General features: G+C 59.0%; 15 protein-coding genes. 9 read left to right on the top strand and 6 right to left on the bottom strand.

Translation table 11 applies throughout. The features are described from left to right. Positions 1–374: 374 nt before the first annotated feature. Positions 375–2576, bottom strand: a complete 2202-nt coding sequence (gene katG, locus ACR0B5_RS22365; protein WP_480543542.1) for a catalase/peroxidase HPI — start codon at positions 2574–2576, stop codon at positions 375–377. A gap of 358 nt (positions 2577–2934) precedes the next feature. On the opposite strand from katG, the gene ACR0B5_RS22360 reads away from it, so the two are divergent. Beyond that, complete coding sequence (locus ACR0B5_RS22360; RefSeq protein WP_480543540.1) at positions 2935–4551, top strand: GMC family oxidoreductase; 1617 nt, start codon at positions 2935–2937, stop codon at positions 4549–4551. Here the strand turns inward: ACR0B5_RS22360 and ACR0B5_RS22355 are convergent. Then, on the bottom strand, positions 4535–5389 hold the full coding sequence (locus ACR0B5_RS22355) for an SDR family oxidoreductase (RefSeq protein WP_480543538.1): 855 nt from the start codon (positions 5387–5389) through the stop codon (positions 4535–4537). The two genes, ACR0B5_RS22360 and ACR0B5_RS22355, sit on opposite strands and share 17 nt — an antisense overlap. An 88-nt stretch (positions 5390–5477) precedes the next feature. Here ACR0B5_RS22355 and ACR0B5_RS22350 point away from each other — a divergent pair, with 88 nt between their 5' ends. Next, complete coding sequence (locus ACR0B5_RS22350; protein ID WP_480543536.1) at positions 5478–6110, top strand: class I SAM-dependent DNA methyltransferase; 633 nt, start codon at positions 5478–5480, stop codon at positions 6108–6110. A 21-nt stretch (positions 6111–6131) separates the two neighbouring features. Here ACR0B5_RS22350 and ACR0B5_RS22345 read toward each other — a convergent pair whose 3' ends face one another. Next, the gene (locus ACR0B5_RS22345; RefSeq protein ID WP_170680497.1) at positions 6132–7121 is read right to left on the bottom strand and encodes a sterol desaturase family protein; all 990 of its coding nucleotides are present in this window, start codon (positions 7119–7121) and stop codon (positions 6132–6134) included. 23 nt (positions 7122–7144) lie between these two features. Beyond that, positions 7145–7900: a class II aldolase and adducin N-terminal domain-containing protein gene (locus tag ACR0B5_RS22340; RefSeq protein WP_480543535.1), complete on the bottom strand. Its 756-nt coding sequence runs from the start codon at positions 7898–7900 to the stop codon at positions 7145–7147. A gap of 114 nt (positions 7901–8014) precedes the next feature. On the opposite strand from ACR0B5_RS22340, the gene ACR0B5_RS22335 reads away from it, so the two are divergent. The 5 genes from ACR0B5_RS22335 (at position 8015) to ACR0B5_RS22315 (ending at position 13701) form a co-directional block, all read left to right on the top strand. Then, positions 8015–8875, top strand: a complete 861-nt coding sequence (locus ACR0B5_RS22335; protein ID WP_480543533.1) for a LysR family transcriptional regulator — start codon at positions 8015–8017, stop codon at positions 8873–8875. A gap of 154 nt (positions 8876–9029) precedes the next feature. Beyond that, entirely contained in the window at positions 9030–10832 is a 1803-nt protein-coding gene (ade, locus tag ACR0B5_RS22330) for an adenine deaminase (RefSeq protein WP_480543531.1), read from the top strand. Continuing rightward, on the top strand, positions 10829–12289 hold the full coding sequence (locus ACR0B5_RS22325; protein WP_480543529.1) for an AMP nucleosidase: 1461 nt from the start codon (positions 10829–10831) through the stop codon (positions 12287–12289). The genes ade and ACR0B5_RS22325 overlap by 4 nt, the downstream gene beginning before the upstream one ends. Before the next feature lie 130 nt (positions 12290–12419). Then, a complete protein-coding gene (locus ACR0B5_RS22320; RefSeq protein WP_050605937.1) occupies positions 12420–12707 on the top strand; it encodes an HU family DNA-binding protein in 288 nt (95 codons plus the stop codon). Positions 12708–12813: 106 nt separating this feature from the next. Next, positions 12814–13701 (top strand): DMT family transporter, encoded by an 888-nt coding sequence (locus ACR0B5_RS22315; protein ID WP_170480176.1) that lies wholly within the window; start codon positions 12814–12816, stop codon positions 13699–13701. Here ACR0B5_RS22315 and ACR0B5_RS22310 read toward each other — a convergent pair. Continuing rightward, a complete protein-coding gene (locus ACR0B5_RS22310) occupies positions 13677–14198 on the bottom strand; it encodes a glutathione peroxidase (protein WP_170667494.1) in 522 nt (173 codons plus the stop codon). The genes ACR0B5_RS22315 and ACR0B5_RS22310 overlap by 25 nt on opposite strands. Before the next feature lie 146 nt (positions 14199–14344). On the opposite strand from ACR0B5_RS22310, the gene msrB reads away from it, so the two are divergent. Together msrB and msrA are read left to right on the top strand one after the other, a co-directional pair. After that, positions 14345–14794, top strand: coding sequence for a peptide-methionine (R)-S-oxide reductase MsrB (gene msrB, locus ACR0B5_RS22305; RefSeq protein WP_170380153.1), 450 nt, complete (start codon positions 14345–14347; stop codon positions 14792–14794). Next, entirely contained in the window at positions 14791–15300 is a 510-nt protein-coding gene (msrA, locus tag ACR0B5_RS22300; protein ID WP_170470594.1) for a peptide-methionine (S)-S-oxide reductase MsrA, read from the top strand. Before msrB ends, msrA begins: the two co-directional genes overlap by 4 nt. A 30-nt stretch (positions 15301–15330) precedes the next feature. Here the strand turns inward: msrA and ACR0B5_RS22295 are convergent, their stop codons facing one another. Further along, positions 15331–17334, bottom strand: a complete 2004-nt coding sequence (locus ACR0B5_RS22295) for a hydantoinase/oxoprolinase family protein (protein WP_480543544.1) — start codon at positions 17332–17334, stop codon at positions 15331–15333. Between the last annotated feature and the right edge of the window lie 8 nt (positions 17335–17342).

Raw genomic sequence — 17342 nt, 5'->3', positions numbered from 1 at the left:
CAATCCCTCAGCGCGCCCGCCTAAAACTCAACCTCAGATGCCCCCAGTCTATCCTGAGCGTCCCCGCCGCTTCCGCAGCGCCCCAGCGCCTCAGCAGCGCCGGTGAAGGGGTATTTACGGATTAGGTCTGGGACCTGCAACCCCCATTTTGCAAAAACTTCAAATTTCTCGGCAGAAAGTTTCCTACCTTAATAAAAGCAACAGGTTAGCTTCATTTTACTGGCGGTTTTTCCGCCTATATCCCCACGGGTAGCTGACAACGAACAGCCAAGCGCCTGAATCGTACCCAATGCTTGGTATGCGTTCAGGGCAGGCTAACAGAAACGCCGCCCGAGTCTTCTCGGACGGCGCTGTTTCGTGAGTGTTGTAGGCCTTTACTTCAGATCAAAGCGATCCGCGTTCATCACCTTGTTCCAGGCCGAAACAAAGTCACAGACGAATTTGCCCTCGGCATCTTCCTGACCATAGACCTCGGCCAATGCCCGAAGTTGCGAGTTGGAGCCGAAGACCAGATCGACACGGGTGCCCGTCCACTTGACCTCACCGCTGGCGCGGTCGCGACCTTCATAGACACCTTTGCCCGAGGGCTTCCATTCTGTGCTCATGTCCAGAATGTTGGTGAAGAAGTCGTTGCTAAGGACACCGGCGCGATCGGTGAACACACCGTGCTTGCTATCACCGAAATTCGCGCCCAAGACGCGCAGACCGCCTACAAGGGCCGTCATTTCGGGGGCGGACAGTGTCAGCAGCTGCGCCCGGTCGACTAACAGCTCTTCGGGCGAGACGGTATAGTCGGCCTTCTGGTAATTACGGAACCCATCTGCGATTGGCTCCATCACGGCAAAACTGTCGACATCGGTCTGCTCTTGCGACGCGTCGGTCCGACCCGGAGTGAACGGAACCTCAACATCCTGACCGCCGGCTTTGGCCGCCTGTTCGATACCAACGGCACCGGCCAGAACGATCACATCGGCCAAGGACACTTTCTTGCCGCCCGATTGAGCGTCGTTGAACGCGGCCTGAACACCTTCCAAAGCGCCCAGCGCCTTGGACAGCTTCATAGGTTCGTTGACGTCCCAGTCTTTCTGTGGCGCAAGACGGATACGGGCACCATTGGCACCGCCCCGCTTGTCCGACCCACGGTAAGTCGAAGCCGAGGCCCAAGCGGTCGAAACCAATTCGGACACAGACAGACCAGTGGCCGCGATCTTGGCTTTCAGGTCGGCCACATCCGCGTCGTCGATCAGATCGTGATCCACTGCGGGGACGTTGTCCTGCCAGATCAGCTCTTCAGCAGGGGCTTCTTCGCCGATATAGGCCGAGCGCGGACCCATGTCGCGGTGAGTCAGCTTGAACCAGGCGCGTGCGAACGCATCGGCGAACTCTTCCGGGTTCTCGTGGAACCGCTTCGAGATCGGGCCGTAGATCGGATCCATACGCATCGCCATGTCGGCGGTGGTCATCATAGTTTTGACCTTCTTCGACGAATCATGCGCCTGCGGGGCCATGTCTTCTTCTTTGACATTCACCGGCTCCCAGATCCACGCGCCCGAGGGGCTTTTGGTCAGGTTCCAGTCATAACCGAACAGCAGGTCGAAGTAGCCATTGTCCCACTTTGTTGGGTTGGCCGTCCACGCGCCCTCGATACCCGAGGTGGTGGTGTCGTCACCCTTGCCCGAGCCAAACTTGTTAATCCAGCCAAAGCCCATCTCTTCAATCGGAGCGGCCTCTGGATCGGGACCAACCAGATCGGGATCACCCGCACCATGCGCCTTACCAAAGGTGTGGCCGCCCGCAACCAGAGCAACTGTTTCCTCGTCATTCATCGCCATACGACCAAAGGTGTCGCGGATATCACGGCCTGAGGCAAGCGCGTCGGGCTGTCCGTCCGGACCTTCTGGGTTCACGTAGATCAGACCCATCTGCACGGCAGCCAGTGGGTTTTCCAGATCACGCTCGCCCGAGTAACGGCTATGTGGGTTGTCCGTCGGGGCCAGCCATTCGGTTTCCGAACCCCAATAGATGTCTTCCTCTGGGGCCCAGATGTCTTCGCGGCCACCTGCGAAACCAAAGGTCTTGCCGCCCATCGACTCGATGGCGCAGTTCCCCGCCAAGATCATCAGGTCGGCCCAGGAAATCTGGTTGCCGTATTTCTGCTTGATCGGCCACAGCAGGCGACGCGCTTTGTCGAGGTTGCCGTTATCCGGCCAGCTATTCAGCGGAGCAAAACGTTGGTTGCCGGTCGAGGCGCCGCCACGGCCATCTGCCGTCCGGTACGTACCAGCACTGTGCCACGCCATCCGAATGAAGAAACCACCATAGTGACCGTAGTCCGCTGGCCACCAGTCCTGGGAATTCGTCATCAGCGCATAGAGGTCTTCTTTCAGCGCTTTGTAATCCAGCTTCTTGAACTCTTCTGCATAGTCGAAATCTGCGCCCATCGGGTTCGATGCCGGTGCATGCTGGTGCAGGATCGAAAGCTTCAGCTGGTTGGGCCACCAGTCGCGATTCGAACGCGTGCCAGCGCCATGCATCACAGGGCAACCGCCTGCTTTGGGGTTATCACTTCCGTCCATATCGATCTCCAATCCTGGCTCAGGTCTTGCGGCTCAGCGCGGTATTAACTGTAACGAACAAGATTACAGAAAGATGTAGCCCTGATGGATTTCAAGGGTCGCCCGCCGAAATTGGCGCAGCCCCCATTCATCAGGGCGACTCTGCACCCTTGTGTCGGGGGAAATCTAGCAAACCAAAGGCATAGAGAAAAATTTTGTTTTCTCATAATAACAATAACCAAAACCTATGATACGCGGATCCTCCGACCCGTAACCTTGGGTCACAACGCCCACAGGCAGATTGTCTTCTTTCCTGTTCGCTTTCAGTCTGGCCCGAACATGCGGCCAAGGACCCCGAGCAGGACATAAGGACAGCAGGATGGAGTTTGACTATGTGATCGTCGGCGGAGGCTCGGCCGGATCGGTTCTGGCCGGTCGCCTGAGCGAGGACCCGAACATCAGCGTGTGCCTGCTTGAGGCCGGTGGTCCCGGAAAACATATCGCCATCCGTATGCCCGCCGCCGTAGTGTCGACGCTTCCCGGACGCCCCAAGATCAGCAATTGGGCGTTCGAGACAGTCCCGCAACCGGGCCTGAACGGGCGGAAAGGATATCAGCCGCGCGGCAAAGCCTTGGGAGGCTCCAGCGCGATCAATGCCATGCTCTATATACGCGGGCAGCGGCAGGACTATGACAGTTGGGCCGATCTGGGCTGCACCGGTTGGGATTGGGACAACGTTCTGCCTTACTTCAAACGTTCGGAAAACAACGAGCAGGGCGCAGATGAGCTACATGGCGATAGTGGCCCCCTGCAGGTGTCGGATCAGAAAGAGCCGCGCCCGATCACCCACGCCTTCATCGATGCCGCCAGCCAAATGCAGCACCGCCGCGTCGAGGATTTCAATCGCGGCGATAACGAGGGCGTCGGCCTCTATCAGGTGACGCAATTCCACGACGCTGCCCGCAACGGGGAAAGATGTTCAGCCGCAGCGGCCTATGTGCATCCGGTCATGAATCGTCCGAACCTGACCGTCATCACCCATGCTCATGCCAAAGAGCTGACCTTCGATGGCAAACGCGCGACCGGAGTGATCTATAAAAATAAAGCAAAAGGCGTGGATATCTCGGTCTCGGCCAGACGAGAGGTGTTAATTTGTGCGGGGGCGCTGCAATCGCCGCAGCTGTTGCAGCTGTCCGGTATCGGCGACGGAGAAGAGCTGCGCCAGCACGGAATCGCGGTCCGTCATGACCTGCCCGGCGTTGGTAAGAACCTGCAAGATCATCTGGATTTCATTCTGGCCTATAAAACCAAGGATACCGACAATTTCGGCATTGGCATGACGGCAGGCATGCGCCTGATTGGGCACCTGTTGCGCTGGCGCAAAACCGGGTCGTCGATGGCCTCGACCCCCTTTGCCGAAGGGGCCGCGTTCCTGAAGACGTCTCCTGAACTGGACCGTCCCGACATTCAGCTCCATTTCGCCATTGCTCTGGTCGATGATCACGCCCGCAAGCTGCACTATGGTCATGGCTATAGTTGCCACATCTGCAAGCTAAGGCCCGAAAGCCGCGGCACCGTTGGCCTTCACAGCGCGGACCCCTTCGCCGCGCCCGCCATTGATCCCAAGTTTCTGTCCGATGATCGCGATCTGCAAACCATGATCAAAGGCGCGCGGATGATGCGCGACATCATGCGGGCCCCTGCCCTTGCCCCCTACCGGCACAAAGAGATGTTCGGGACTGAAACCGCCGAAACCGACGCGGATTGGGAACGCCATATCCGCGCCCGCGCCGATACGATCTATCACCCCGTCGGCACCTGCAAGATGGGGCTGGATGAGATGGCTGTGGTCGACCCAGAGCTAAAGGTTCACGGGATCGAAGGGTTGCGCGTCGTCGATGCCTCGGTCATGCCAACGCTTATCTCAGGCAACACAAATGCGCCCACGATCATGATTGCCGAGAAAGCGGCCGACATGATCAAGGCTGCTCAGTGACCTTCATCAGGGCCTCAAGCCCAACGCGGTAATTGGGGTAGAGCAGTTTGACCCCAAGCTCATCCTTGATCCGGTTGTTTCGAACCCGCTTGTTCTCGCTGTAGAAGCTGCGCGCCATCGGCGTCATTTCGGCCTCTTCAAACGGAACGGCAGGCGGTAGCGGCAGGCCCTGCAGTTCGGCTGCGTAGCCGATCACATCCTGTGGCGGCACCGGTTCATCGTCGCAGACGTTATAGAACGCGCCGGGATTGGGGGCCGCCATCGAGGCCGCGAGAACCTGTGCGATATCCTCCACATGGATGCGCGAGAACACCTGACCCGGTTTGATAATCCGCCGGGTCCCACCGCCCTTGAGCTTGGAGAACGGTCCACGTCCGGGGCCGTAGATGCCCGCCAGTCGGAAGATATGGATCGGCAAGTTGGGAATGGCCGACCATTGCTCCTCGGCAAGTAGACGCCAGCGCCCGCGTTTGGCTGTCGGCGCAGGTGGCGTGGTTTCATCCACCCAGTTGCCCTGATGGTCACCGTAGATCGCCGTGGTCGACAGATACCCAACCCATTTGAACTGCCCTGCGCGCGCGGCGATCTCGGCGCCCAGCGCCGCCAGAACCGGATCGCCATCCTCCTTCGGTGCGGTCGAGATCAGCAGATGAGAGACCCCGTCCAGATCTGGCACGTCCCCGGGCCAAATCAACGGCTCAGCGCCGGAGGCGCGAATAGCGTCAGTACCCTCAGCATCCCGCGTGGTGCCGACAACGCGCCAGCCCTCAGGCGTCAGGCGGCGCGACAGGGCTTGGGCAGAATAACCGTGGCCAAAGGAAAACAGCGTGTTCGTCATGCCCTCTAGATGATCCGAGCAGACCGGGGATGCAAGCGCCACGTCGACACACTTGATTCGAATCTCGCGATGCGCCTTTCTTTTAGGCATGAGCGAGAAAACCCCAGACCTGCACGCGGCATACGCGCTGACTTCGCCGGACGACAACAAGCGCCTCTATGCCGAATGGGCCGGCGACTATGATGACGGTTTTGCCGCGCGCGAGGACTATCAACTGCATATCCTTACCGCCCGCGCCTTTGTGCGAGCCGGAGGGCAAGGCCCGGTGCTGGATGTCGGCGCAGGCACCGGTCTGTGTGGTGCGGTTCTGGCCGATCTGGGCGTAGGTCCGATCGACGCCACGGATATCAGCGCCGAAATGCTGGATCAGGCCATGCGCAAGGACACCTATCGCGACGCGATCGAGGCCGACCTGACCCAAGGCATCCCTGTGCCGCGCCGTAGCTATTCGGGTATCGTGTCCTCTGGCACCTTCACCCATGGCCATCTGGGCCCCGAGGTCCTGCCCGCCTTGCTGCGCGTCGCGCGCCCCGGTGCGCAATTTGCCATCTCGATCAACGCCAAACACTATGAGAAACTGGGCTTTGCCGACGCCTTCAGGCAACTTGAGCAGGGCCAGATCATCAACCTGGCCCTGCCCGAGGTCCGTATCTACGGAGACCTCGCCGCCGGTCCGAACAAGGACGACACGGCCTATGTCGCCTTGTTCGAGAGGACCTGATCAGGTCTTTGACCAGAAACGCTAGGTGTACATCTGTTTCTTGAACGCCCGCGTGCGCGTCGTCGCTTCGGCCGAACCGTCATGGTAAGTGCCGAACCACTTGTCGAACGGGATTTCCGAGGTTCCGTAGTTGCACTCGAAATAGCGGTGGTGCAGCTGATGGAAGAAATCACCTGCGCGAGCTGCATCCGTCTCTTTCGCCCGCAGCTTCTCGAAACCGGAATGGGACAGAACCGGGCTGATCTGCTGGAAGTAGGTATGGAACAGAAGGTGCAGCGGATGCGATGGGATGATCAGGTGGATAAAATAGGTCGTGAAGTAGAGAATGTTCTCATACCAATGGTTTGAGATACCCGACCAGGGCCCGATATTCACGTTGCGGTGATGCACCGCGTGCACATGTTTATATAGTTTCGGGTGATGCTCCAGCCGATGCACCCAATAGAAATGCAGGCCGGACCACATGGGAATCAGCAACATCCACAGAACAAACCAAACCGGCGCGCTGGACCATGTCACGGTCGGCACATAACCATTGGCCATCGCCCAAAAGATCACCCACTGATAAACGGTCGCCACTGTCATCGCGCTGCCCAAGGTCCACCAAATATTGTCGAGGACCTGATTGCGGAAGGTGAAGTTGCCGTTGTCCCGGGTCAGATCACGGCGATCAAACTTTTTGTACATGCCCTGCCCTTTGCGCATGTAAAGCCACCAGTGCAAACCGCCTGCGACCAGAATTTGCGGCACCATATTCAGCAGCCAAATCCGGAACATCCACCCCGCAGAGAAGCTCTTCATCGCGTCCAATCCGGGGAAGAACAGGACATAGGCGATCACGGCCAGTGTCATGCACAGGGTCAGCGAGGTGATCTGCAACCACGCCCCGCCATACCATTTTACAACCGCCGCCGGGCGGAGCGGCCAAGTGAACAGCGGGTTCAACCCCACCGGTCCTTCGGGGTGATAATTCCAACGGGCGGCTTCCGGGTCCTGAGCAGTATCGGTCATGGCAGTCACTTTTGTCTGTTGGGTCAGGTTGCGTAGTCCGAGCCGTCGGCATCGAGCAGAGCTTTGATCTCACGCAGATGCGCTTGTGCTTGATCGGGGTAGTCGTCCAGCTCTTGCGCGGTCTTCTCGGCGATCTCATCGGATAGGACGCGCAACGGTTGGCCCGTTTGCAGCGCACGAATGTAGGTTTCGGCGGCGCGCTCGAAATAATAGAGTCTATTAAAGGCATCTGCCGGGTCGCTGCCGATGATCAGAACTCCATGGTTGCCCATGATCATGACCTTTTTCTTCGGGTCCGACAGCATTGAGGCGCAGCGTTCCCCCTCGCTCTCAAACGCCAGACCACCGAATTCCTCATCAATCACATAACGGTTGTAGAAAGTGGCCGTGTTCTGGTCGATAGGGGGCATGTTGCTGTCCGCCAGCGATGCCAGCACAGTGGCAAAGATCGAATGCACATGCATGACACACCGTGCATGCGGGCAGTGGCGATGGATCGACCCGTGAAGCCCCCAAGCGGTCGGGTCCGGCGCGCCGGGTTGGCTCATGACATCCGGATCATTGGCATCCAACAGCAACAGGTCCGAGGCCCGGATACGCCCGAAATACATCTGATTGGGGTTCATCAGGAACTGCGTGCCGTCCTCGTTCACCGCAAGGCTGAAATGGTTGGCAACGGCCTCGTGCAAGTTCAGACGCTCGGTCCAGCGGAACGTCGCGGCCATGTCCACACGCTCGGACCAATGGTCGATATTGGGGCGAAGATTGGCGACACTCATGGGAACGCTCCTTAGGGCAATTGGTTTGAACAAAGCCTGCCTTGGGTCCTTGAGTTTGACCAACGAAAAAAACGCATCTATCTCATTAGTAGAACTTATGGTGAGGTTATGCAGATGCAGAATTCCCTGCCTCCATTGGGCTGGCTGCGCACATTCGAGGCCGCGGCACGCCATCTGTCTTTCACCGGCGCTGCCCGCGATCTGAACATGACGCAAAGCGCGGTGAGCCAGCAGATCAAGTCGCTCGAGGGGCATCTGGGTCAGCCCTTGTTCCTGCGACGCCCCAAGGCGCTGGAACTGACCGAGGCCGGAATCACCTATCTGCCCGTCGTGCGAGAGGCATTTCGAACGCTGGTGCGTGGCACACAGGCCGTAACGGGCGCTCAGCAAAACGCGGTTCAGGTTCAGTGCAACATCACCTTTGCCGTGAACTGGCTGGCCCCGCGCCTGCCGGCTTTTCGGGCTGAGCACCCGGATGTGCAACTGAACATCTTCACTGAACTCTGGGAGCCGCAGGAAATGGCCGAAGGCGCTGCGGTCGAGATTCGCTTTTCCCTCAGGCCCGCCGATACGGTCCGGACAGAGTTGCTGCGACGTGAACACTACTATCCCGTCTGTGCGCCTGGTTTCAGTGTCGACCTGGAAACGCTGCAGGAAAAGCCTCTTTATGATTGCTCCAACCTGCTTTCGAATTGGGCCAGTTGGGCGGATGATCAGGCTCTAACATGGGGCAAACCGTACATAACATATGCCACGACCTATCTGGTTTGTTTGTCAGCGGCGATGGCCGGGGGCGGCTTGTGCCTTGCGCATGACACGATCGCAGACAGGTTAATCGAGCAGGGTTTGCTGGTCGCCCCTTTTGAACATCGCGCCGAGATGCCCGAGGCGTACTACCTGCTGCTTTCCCCTCAAGCCGAGGAAACGCCGGGAGCGGTGGCCTTTGCCAATTGGATACGTCGCGAGATCGGTTAAGTGGGCCTCTCCCGCCCATCGTCGCGGCCCCTTTCGGGGCAGCTTCTCTGGTTGGGCCGGGCAGCGCTGGCGCGCTGCGGGCGGGATTTGTGATGATTTCATGATACGGGATTACCGGGGTTGCACCTGACAACACATTCGGGAAAGTTGAGCCATGGAATACACACCCTTCCCAAGTTGGCCCGATGTCGCCCCCCGTTTAATCGCCGTTGCTGCAGGTCGCGAACCCGCGGATATGGTGATCCGCGGCGGAATCTGGGTCAATGTTCACAGCCGAGAGCTGCTGCCCGATCACTCCGTCGCCATCGCTGAGGGGCGGATTGCCTTTGTCGGTCTAGATGCTAGCCACTGCATCGGCCCCGACACACAGATCATCGACGCCAACGGGCGCTATATTCTGCCCGGCCTGTGCGACGCGCATATGCACATAGAGTCGGGCATGCTGACACCGGCTGAATTCGCGCGGGCCGTGATCCCGCATGGCACGACCTCGATGTTCACTGACCCGCATGAGATCGCAAATGTGCTGGGCCTCGACGGCGTGCGCATGATGCATGACGAGGCGATGATGCAGCCGGTGAATATCTTCACTCAGATGCCCTCCTGCGCGCCATCGGCCCCGGGATTGGAGACCACCGGCTATGAAATCTCGCCCGAGGATGTGGCGCAGGCGATGAGCTGGCCGGGTATCATCGGGCTGGGTGAGATGATGAATTTCCCCGGTGTGATCAACGGCGATCCCAAGATGCTGGCCGAGATTGCAGCCACTCAACGGGCCGGGAAAACGGTCGGCGGACACTATGCTTCGCCTGATTTAGGGTCTGATTTTTCCGCTTATGTTGCTGGTGGCCCGGCGGATGACCATGAAGGCACCTGTGAGGCTGACGCCATTGCACGGGTACGGCAAGGGATGCGGTCGATGATGCGGCTGGGGTCTGCCTGGTACGATGTGGAGACCCAGATTACGGCTGTCACTGAGAAAGGTCTCGACCCGCGGAACTTCATTCTATGTACCGACGATTGCCACTCGGGCACTTTGATCAATGAGGGCCATATGAACCGGGTGGTGCGCCATGCCATCGCCTGTGGGTGCGAACCTCTGGTCGCGTTGCAGATGGCCACGATCAACACCGCCACGCATTTCGGGCTGGAGCGAGAGATCGGCTCGGTCACGCCAGGTCGGCGCGCGGATATCATCATCAGCTCGGATTTGGCCGATTTGCCAATCGAGACGGTCATTGCACGCGGTCAGGTAGTTGCTGAGAACGGCGCTATCACCGTCGAATGCCCGCATCTGAACTGGCCGGACAACGCGCGCAATACGGTGCATCTGGGACATGAGCTGACAGAAAGCGACTTTGAAATCCAGGCCCCCGCAGGCGCGAACCGGGTTCAGGCCAATGTCATCGGTGTAGTCGAAAACCAGGCCCCGACCAAGGCGCTCAAGGCCGAATTGCCGATCATCGGTGGGCTGGTCGAGGGGGAGGGCGAGGTCTGTCAAATCGCTCTGGTGGAACGCCATCGCGCGACCGGAGGGGTTACGAACGCGTTCGTCTCAGGCTTTGGCTATCAGGGCAACATAGCGATGGCCTCAACCGTAGCCCATGACAGCCACCATATGATCGTCGTCGGCACCGACCGCACACAGATGGCGCTGGCTGCCAATCGTCTGGCCGAGGTCGGCGGTGGTATAACTCTGTTTCGAGACGGTCAGGAACTTGCGCTGGTGGAACTGCCCATCGCTGGCCTGATGTCCGACAGCCCTGCCGCCGAGGTCGCGGCCAAAGCCGAAAAAATGGTCGAGGCGATGGAGGCCTGCGGCTGTCACCTGAACAACGCTTACATGCAACACTCTCTGCTGGCCCTCGTCGTGATCCCCGAATTGCGGATCTCGGACCTTGGGCTGGTGGATGTTCGTACGTTTGAAAAGATAGACCTTCTGGAACCCCTGGCATGACAATAATAAAAACACCTGACACACCTGCTGCGGAAGACTTCACCGATCCCGAGGCTGCCGTCGCGCGGCTTGAACTTCTCTACAATCAGGCCACCGAGTTCCTGTGCGAGGGCTTTTCGGCGGCCATGCAGGACGGAGCGCCTTCGGCCCGTATTAGAGCCTATTACCCGGAAATTCGCATCAAGACCTCAAGCTACGCGCAGGTCGATAGCCGCCTGAGTTTCGGGCATGTCTCGGAACCTGGCATCCATGCAACCACCGTAACGCGACCTGACCTCTTCCGCTCTTACCTGACGCAGCAGATCGCGTTGCTAATCAAGAACCACGACCAGCCGGTGACCATCGGAGCATCAGATACGCCGATTCCGGTTCATTTTGCAGTCGCCAACAACCCAGATCTAGTGGTGCCGCATCAAGGTGCTGCTGGTTTCACCTTGCGCGATGTGTTCGACGTGCCCGATCTCACAACAACCAATGACGACATCGTCAATGGCGTGCATGATCATACCGAGGTCGGGCCGCTCGCTTTGTTCACCGCCCAGCGCGTCGACTACTCTCTGGCGCGGCTAGCGCACTATACCGCGACGGATGCGGGGCATTTCCAGAACCACGTTCTGTTCACCAATTACCAGTTCTACGTATCCGAGTTCGAAAACTACGCGCGTGAACAACTCGCCGACCCAGATAGCGGCTACACCAGCTTTGTCTCGACCGGGAATATCGAGATCACCGAGGCAGATGCAGCGCTGGAGCAGCCGATGAAGCTGCCCCAGATGCCGACCTATCACCTGAAGCGGGCGGATGGATCCGGCATCACTCTGGTCAATATCGGCGTAGGACCGTCGAACGCCAAAACCGCCACCGACCATATCGCGGTCCTGCGCCCGCATGCCTGGTTGATGGTTGGGCACTGCGCCGGTCTGCGCAATACGCAAGCCTTGGGCGATTTCGTACTGGCCCATGCCTACCTGCGCGAAGACAAGGTTCTGGACGATGACCTGCCGGTCTGGGTCCCGATCCCACCGCTGGCCGAGATTCAGGTGGCGCTGGAACGCGCCGTGGCCGAGGTCACCGAACTTGAAGGGTATGAGCTGAAGCGGATCATGCGGACGGGCACTGTCGCATCGGTTGATAACCGCAATTGGGAGCTGCGCGATCAATCCGGCCCGGTGCAGCGGCTTAGCCAATCCCGTGCGATTGCGCTGGATATGGAAAGTGCCACGATTGCTGCAAATGGCTACAGATTCAGGGTTCCCTACGGAACTTTGCTCTGCGTCTCCGACAAACCGCTGCATGGTGAATTGAAGCTTCCCGGCATGGCGTCGTCCTTTTATACAACTCAGGTCAGCCGCCATCTGGCGATCGGAATAAAGGCGATGGAGCATCTGCGCGGCATGCCGTTGGAACGCTTACACAGCCGGAAATTGCGTTCATTTGACGAAACGGCCTTCCTCTGACGTAAAAAAGCAACGTTTTCCCCATATTTTTAGGGTTTTCCGCGCTACTATTCGTTGTGTTCGTCCACAATATCCCGTTACAGTTACGCGGTGAGGCCCTATAGATCGGGCACGTTAAGGAGACCAAGAAATGGCAAAGCCTATGACAAAGACTCAGCTGGTGGCTGCTCTCGCTGAGGAAATGGGAACCGACAAGAAATCCGCGAACGCGGCGCTGGAGGCTGTGACCGGCCTGATCACCCGCGAAGTTTCGGCCGGTGGCGCAGTAACCCTTCCCGGCGTCGGCAAAATCTACTGCCGCGAACGCCCCGAGCGTCAGGTTCGCAACCCGGCCACTGGTGAGACCTTCACCAAAGAAGCCGACAAGGTTGTGAAGATGACCATTGCAAAAGCTCTGAAAGACAGCGTGAACGGCTAAGCCGCTACGTCATGTTGACAGAATGTGGGGCTGCCGGAAGGTGGCCCCTTTTTCTTGTCGGACGACCCGTTTAAGAAAAGCACACCGCCCACCCAAGGAGATGGAAATGGATCTGCGCGCCATCGCAATGGGGCTGACCTTTGCCCTGATCTGGTCGTCGGCTTTTACGTCGGCGCGGATCATCGTTGCGGATGCATCGCCTCTGTTTTCGCTGGCGTTGCGCTTTTTGATTTCCGGCATCATCGGCGTCGCGATCGCGCGGGCCATGGGCCAATCCTGGCACCTCACACGTGAGCAGTGGCGCGCGACCATACTGTTCGGAGTTTGCCAAAATGCCCTTTATTTGGGTCTGAATTTCTATGCGATGCAAACCGTCGAGGCCTCGGTCGCGGCGATCATCGCATCCACCATGCCGCTGCTTGTTGCACTGGCGGGCTGGGCATTCCTGGGGGAGCGTTTGCGCCCCTTGGGGATTATTGGGCTACTGGCTGGATTTGTTGGCGTTGCCCTCATCATGGGCAATCGCATCGGCGCAGGTGTCGATCTGTTCGGAGTGGCCCTTTGTGGAATCGCAGCCCTCGCCCTGACCTTCGCGACTCTCTCCGTGCGCGGGGCCACGTCGGGCGGCAATTTCATGATGGTGGTCGGATTGCAGATGTTCGTGGGTGCTGCGGTTCTGTTTGTCGCAGCCCCGATTTTTGAAACGATCCGCATTCACCTGACAGTGCCGCTGGTTCTGGCGTTTAGCTACACAACGCTGTTCCCCGGCCTTCTGGCGACGTTGATCTGGTTCATGCTACTCAACCGGATCGGGGCGACTCGCGCAGCCACGTTCCACTTCCTCAACCCCGTGTTCGGCGTCGCTATTGCCGCCGTCCTGCTGGGTGAGAAATTGGGGCCTCTGGATGCGCTGGGTGTTGTGATCACCACGCTTGGCATTCTGGCGGTGCAACTGTCGCGTCAGCCTGGTCAGGGTAGCAGCGCCTCGACCTGACGGGTTAGTTTCGGCGATGTCGGCTTGACGCCAGACCCGAAGGTCGCCACGACCTCACCTTCAGAATCCAACAGGATTTTGTTGAAGTTCCACTGCGGCACAAAACCGGTTTGGTCCGCAACGGCCTTGTAGAACGCATGCGCCTTTGGCCCCTTGACTGGCGTGATATCAGCCATCGGCAGTGTCAGGCCGTAGTTCATCTCACAGAAGGCTTTGACTTCGCTTGCCGTTTCCAATTCCTGATTGAAGGAATCCGATGGGACCGCAAGCACCACCAAACCGCGTTTGCCATAGGTTTCATGCATCTTCTGCAAATCCGCGTATTGACCGGTGAAGCCGCATTGCGATGCGGTATTGACCACCAGAACCGGCTGGCCGCGCCATGCCTCTAGGGACAAGACACCCCCGTCGATCGAAGCAAACTCGGCTGTCAAAGGCGCCGCTTGAACAGCACGACCGATCAACAAAAGAACGCTTAGCAGCAACACACGAAACATGGCAAAACCTCCTTGGTATTGAGGATACGGTAAAAACCCGCTTCCGGATCAACCGCACATGCGCGCGAGGCGTTTGAAATATGATTTTGATTTCCGAAATTTTATGCCCAAATACTACTCAACCATTCCAATTGATCGGAGGAGCCATGTCCCGCTACACCAAGGACCCCGCGGTTGTTGCCGCTCTGTCCCCCGAGGCGTTTCACGTCACCCAGCGCAGCGGCACCGAACGCCCCGGAACCGGCGCATATCTGGGCAATAAAGAGCCCGGCATCTACGTGGATATCGTATCGGGCGAGCCGCTTTTCGCCTCGACCCACAAATACGAATCCGGCTGTGGCTGGCCCAGTTTCACAAAGCCAATCATCCACGAACATGTGGAAGAGTTTCGTGACACAACCCATGGTATGATCCGCACCGAGGTCCGCTCGAAACACGGCGACAGTCACCTGGGTCACGTCTTCCCGGACGGCCCGCGCGAACATGGTGGGCTGCGCTATTGCATCAACTCTGCCGCACTGCGGTTCATCCATCGCGACGAGATGGAGGACGAAGGTTACGGCGAATACCTGATCCATGTGGAGGACATCCAATGAGTATCGAACGCGCTGTTCTGGCCGGTGGCTGCTTTTGGGGCATGCAGGATTTGATCCGCAAACTGCCCGGCGTGTCCCGCACGCGTGTCGGATACACCGGCGGCGACGTGCCAAACGCCACCTATCGCAACCACGGCACCCATGCCGAAGGGATCGAGATTTTCTTTGACCCCACTCAGATCACCTATCGTGATCTGCTGGAGTTCTTCTTTCAGATTCACGACCCGACGACACCAAATCGTCAGGGCAATGATCTTGGCATGAGCTACCGTTCAGCGATCTACTATGTGGATGACGCGCAAAAACAGGTGGCTCTGGACACAATCGCGGATGTGAACGCCAGTGGATTGTGGCCCGGCAAGGTCGTCACCGAACTTGAACCCGTGGGCGACTTCTGGGACGCCGAACCCGAGCATCAGGACTATCTGGAACGCATCCCCAACGGCTATACCTGCCACTTCCCGCGCCCCGATTGGGTTCTGCCCAAACGCGACGCGGCTGAATAACGCTTGGTCCCCTTCGGGTTTCGAAGGGGGTTAACCCGTGGCGACCCGGGGTCTCCCGCTGGCCTCGACGGTCAACATCGCCTCAACAAACACCTCACGCTCTTCCACGCGGGCGGTTCGGATATCGCGGTCGACAACCACTCGGATATCTTCAGCACCCGCCTCGCGCACGGCCCCTTCCGCCTCATCTCGCAGGATCTTTTCCAGCAGCGCCAAAGCCTCATCCGAGGCGTTGAAGTCCTTCGGGCCGCCTTCCAGATGAACGCGATACTGCCCTTCGGCGGGCGAGGTGATGGTCCCCGAGCGCCGCAAAGTCAGCCGCCCGACTACCGCCCCGATGGCATTGGCCACACCAGCATGTTCCGGCAAAACCATTTTGCAACGCAACCGCTCCCCAACCGCCGGATAATAGCTGGGGGCCGAGGCACCCAGACCCACCACATCTACGTTCAACGCCGCGTCCAGCGCCAGCAACCCTCGGTGCTGTACCAACCCGCGCTGGGTCAGGACATGCCGGGCAAGCTCCTTTGGCGGCAGACCGAAATCCTCTGCTTCTTCGGCAAAAGCAGTCTCTAACAAGGTCAAACTAGTCTGCTCGGTCAGTTGGTCGATGATCATCTGCGCCAGGTGTTCCGGTGTCGCTGCCAGCATGTCACCCGACCCAACCCGTTTGCGCGCCACCAGTTCCAGCGCTTTTCGTGCGGCATCTGCGTCCCATGCCTCGACCCGACCCAGAACATGGCTGGCGTCAGACGGCGTGATCCCCGAAACCTGTAGGATTCCGCGATCCACTAAGCGGGTCAGCGCTCCGTTCTCCATCCGCGTCCGCAATAGTCCGCTGAGAGGCAGGACCTGATCGCCTAACCTGTCCAGTAACGCCTCTTCCCGCGCACCGATCCCATCGACACGCACCCCCGGAACGCGGCGAGCAAACCGTGTGTCATGCTCGCCCACCGTGGTCGAGCGCAGCTGCTCGTCGAGTATCGCATGTACCACTTCGGGCGCCTCGGACGCGATCAGTGAAACCGGCAGCACCCGTCGCGGCCCAAGGAAAACGCCGCCCTTCAAGCCTTCGGTCATGACATGAACCTGGCTATCGCCGCCCAAACCGTGAGTTCGCATCGCGACGGCTTCAACCATCGTGCGAAACCCACCAACCTGCGCGCCCGCCGGATCAATCGCGGGTTTCCCATCGCGGATCAGCGCCACGTCCGTCGTCGTACCGCCAATATCCGAGACCAGAGCGTTCTCGGCCCCCGTCAGCCACCGCGCCCCTACGATCGAGGCCGCAGGACCGCTCAGAATCGTTTCAATCGGTCGCTCCCGCGCCTGTTCCGCGCTCATCAACGCGCCATCCCCGCGCACGACCATCATCGGAGCGGTAATATCCAAAGCCAGCAACTGATCCTGAGCCCGCCCGATCAGACGATCAATCATTCCGATCAGTCGAGCGTTCAAAACGGCCGTAACGGCGCGTTTTGGCCCGTTCAACTTGGCGGACAATTGGTGCGAGCAGGTAACCGGCGCTCCGGTCTTTTCGGCTATGATCCGCGCCGCTTCCAACTCGTGCGCAGGGTTACGTGTCGCGAACTGCGCCGCCACGGCAAAGCCAGAAACCCCTTTGTGAGAGTCTAAAAAGGCCCCTAAAGCTTCAACATCCAGCTTTGCGACCTCACCGCCCGCATGGCTGTGTCCACCTGCCACGACAAGCGCCGGATCGCCTTTCAAAGCATCCCTCAGACCATGCTTCTCAAGATCGCTTTCCTTGAACCCGATGTAGATCAAGGCCACGCGACCACCCTGCCCCTCGACCAGAGCATTTGTGGCCAGTGTCGTCGACAGAGACGCCATCGAGATCTGATCCGGCGTCACCTGCGCCTCGTCCAAAACGGCCGAGATCGCCTTGCCGACCCCAATCGCCAGGTCCGCCCGCGTTGTCAGGGACTTGGCCGAGGCGATCACCTCACGCTCATCCCGGATCAACACCGCATCGGTATAGGTTCCGCCTGTATCTACCCCCAAAGCCAGCGCCATCGGGTCCT

The organism is Ruegeria sp. AG1 (genome assembly GCF_056541705.1).
This window is presented reverse-complemented; position numbering and strand designations above follow the sequence as displayed.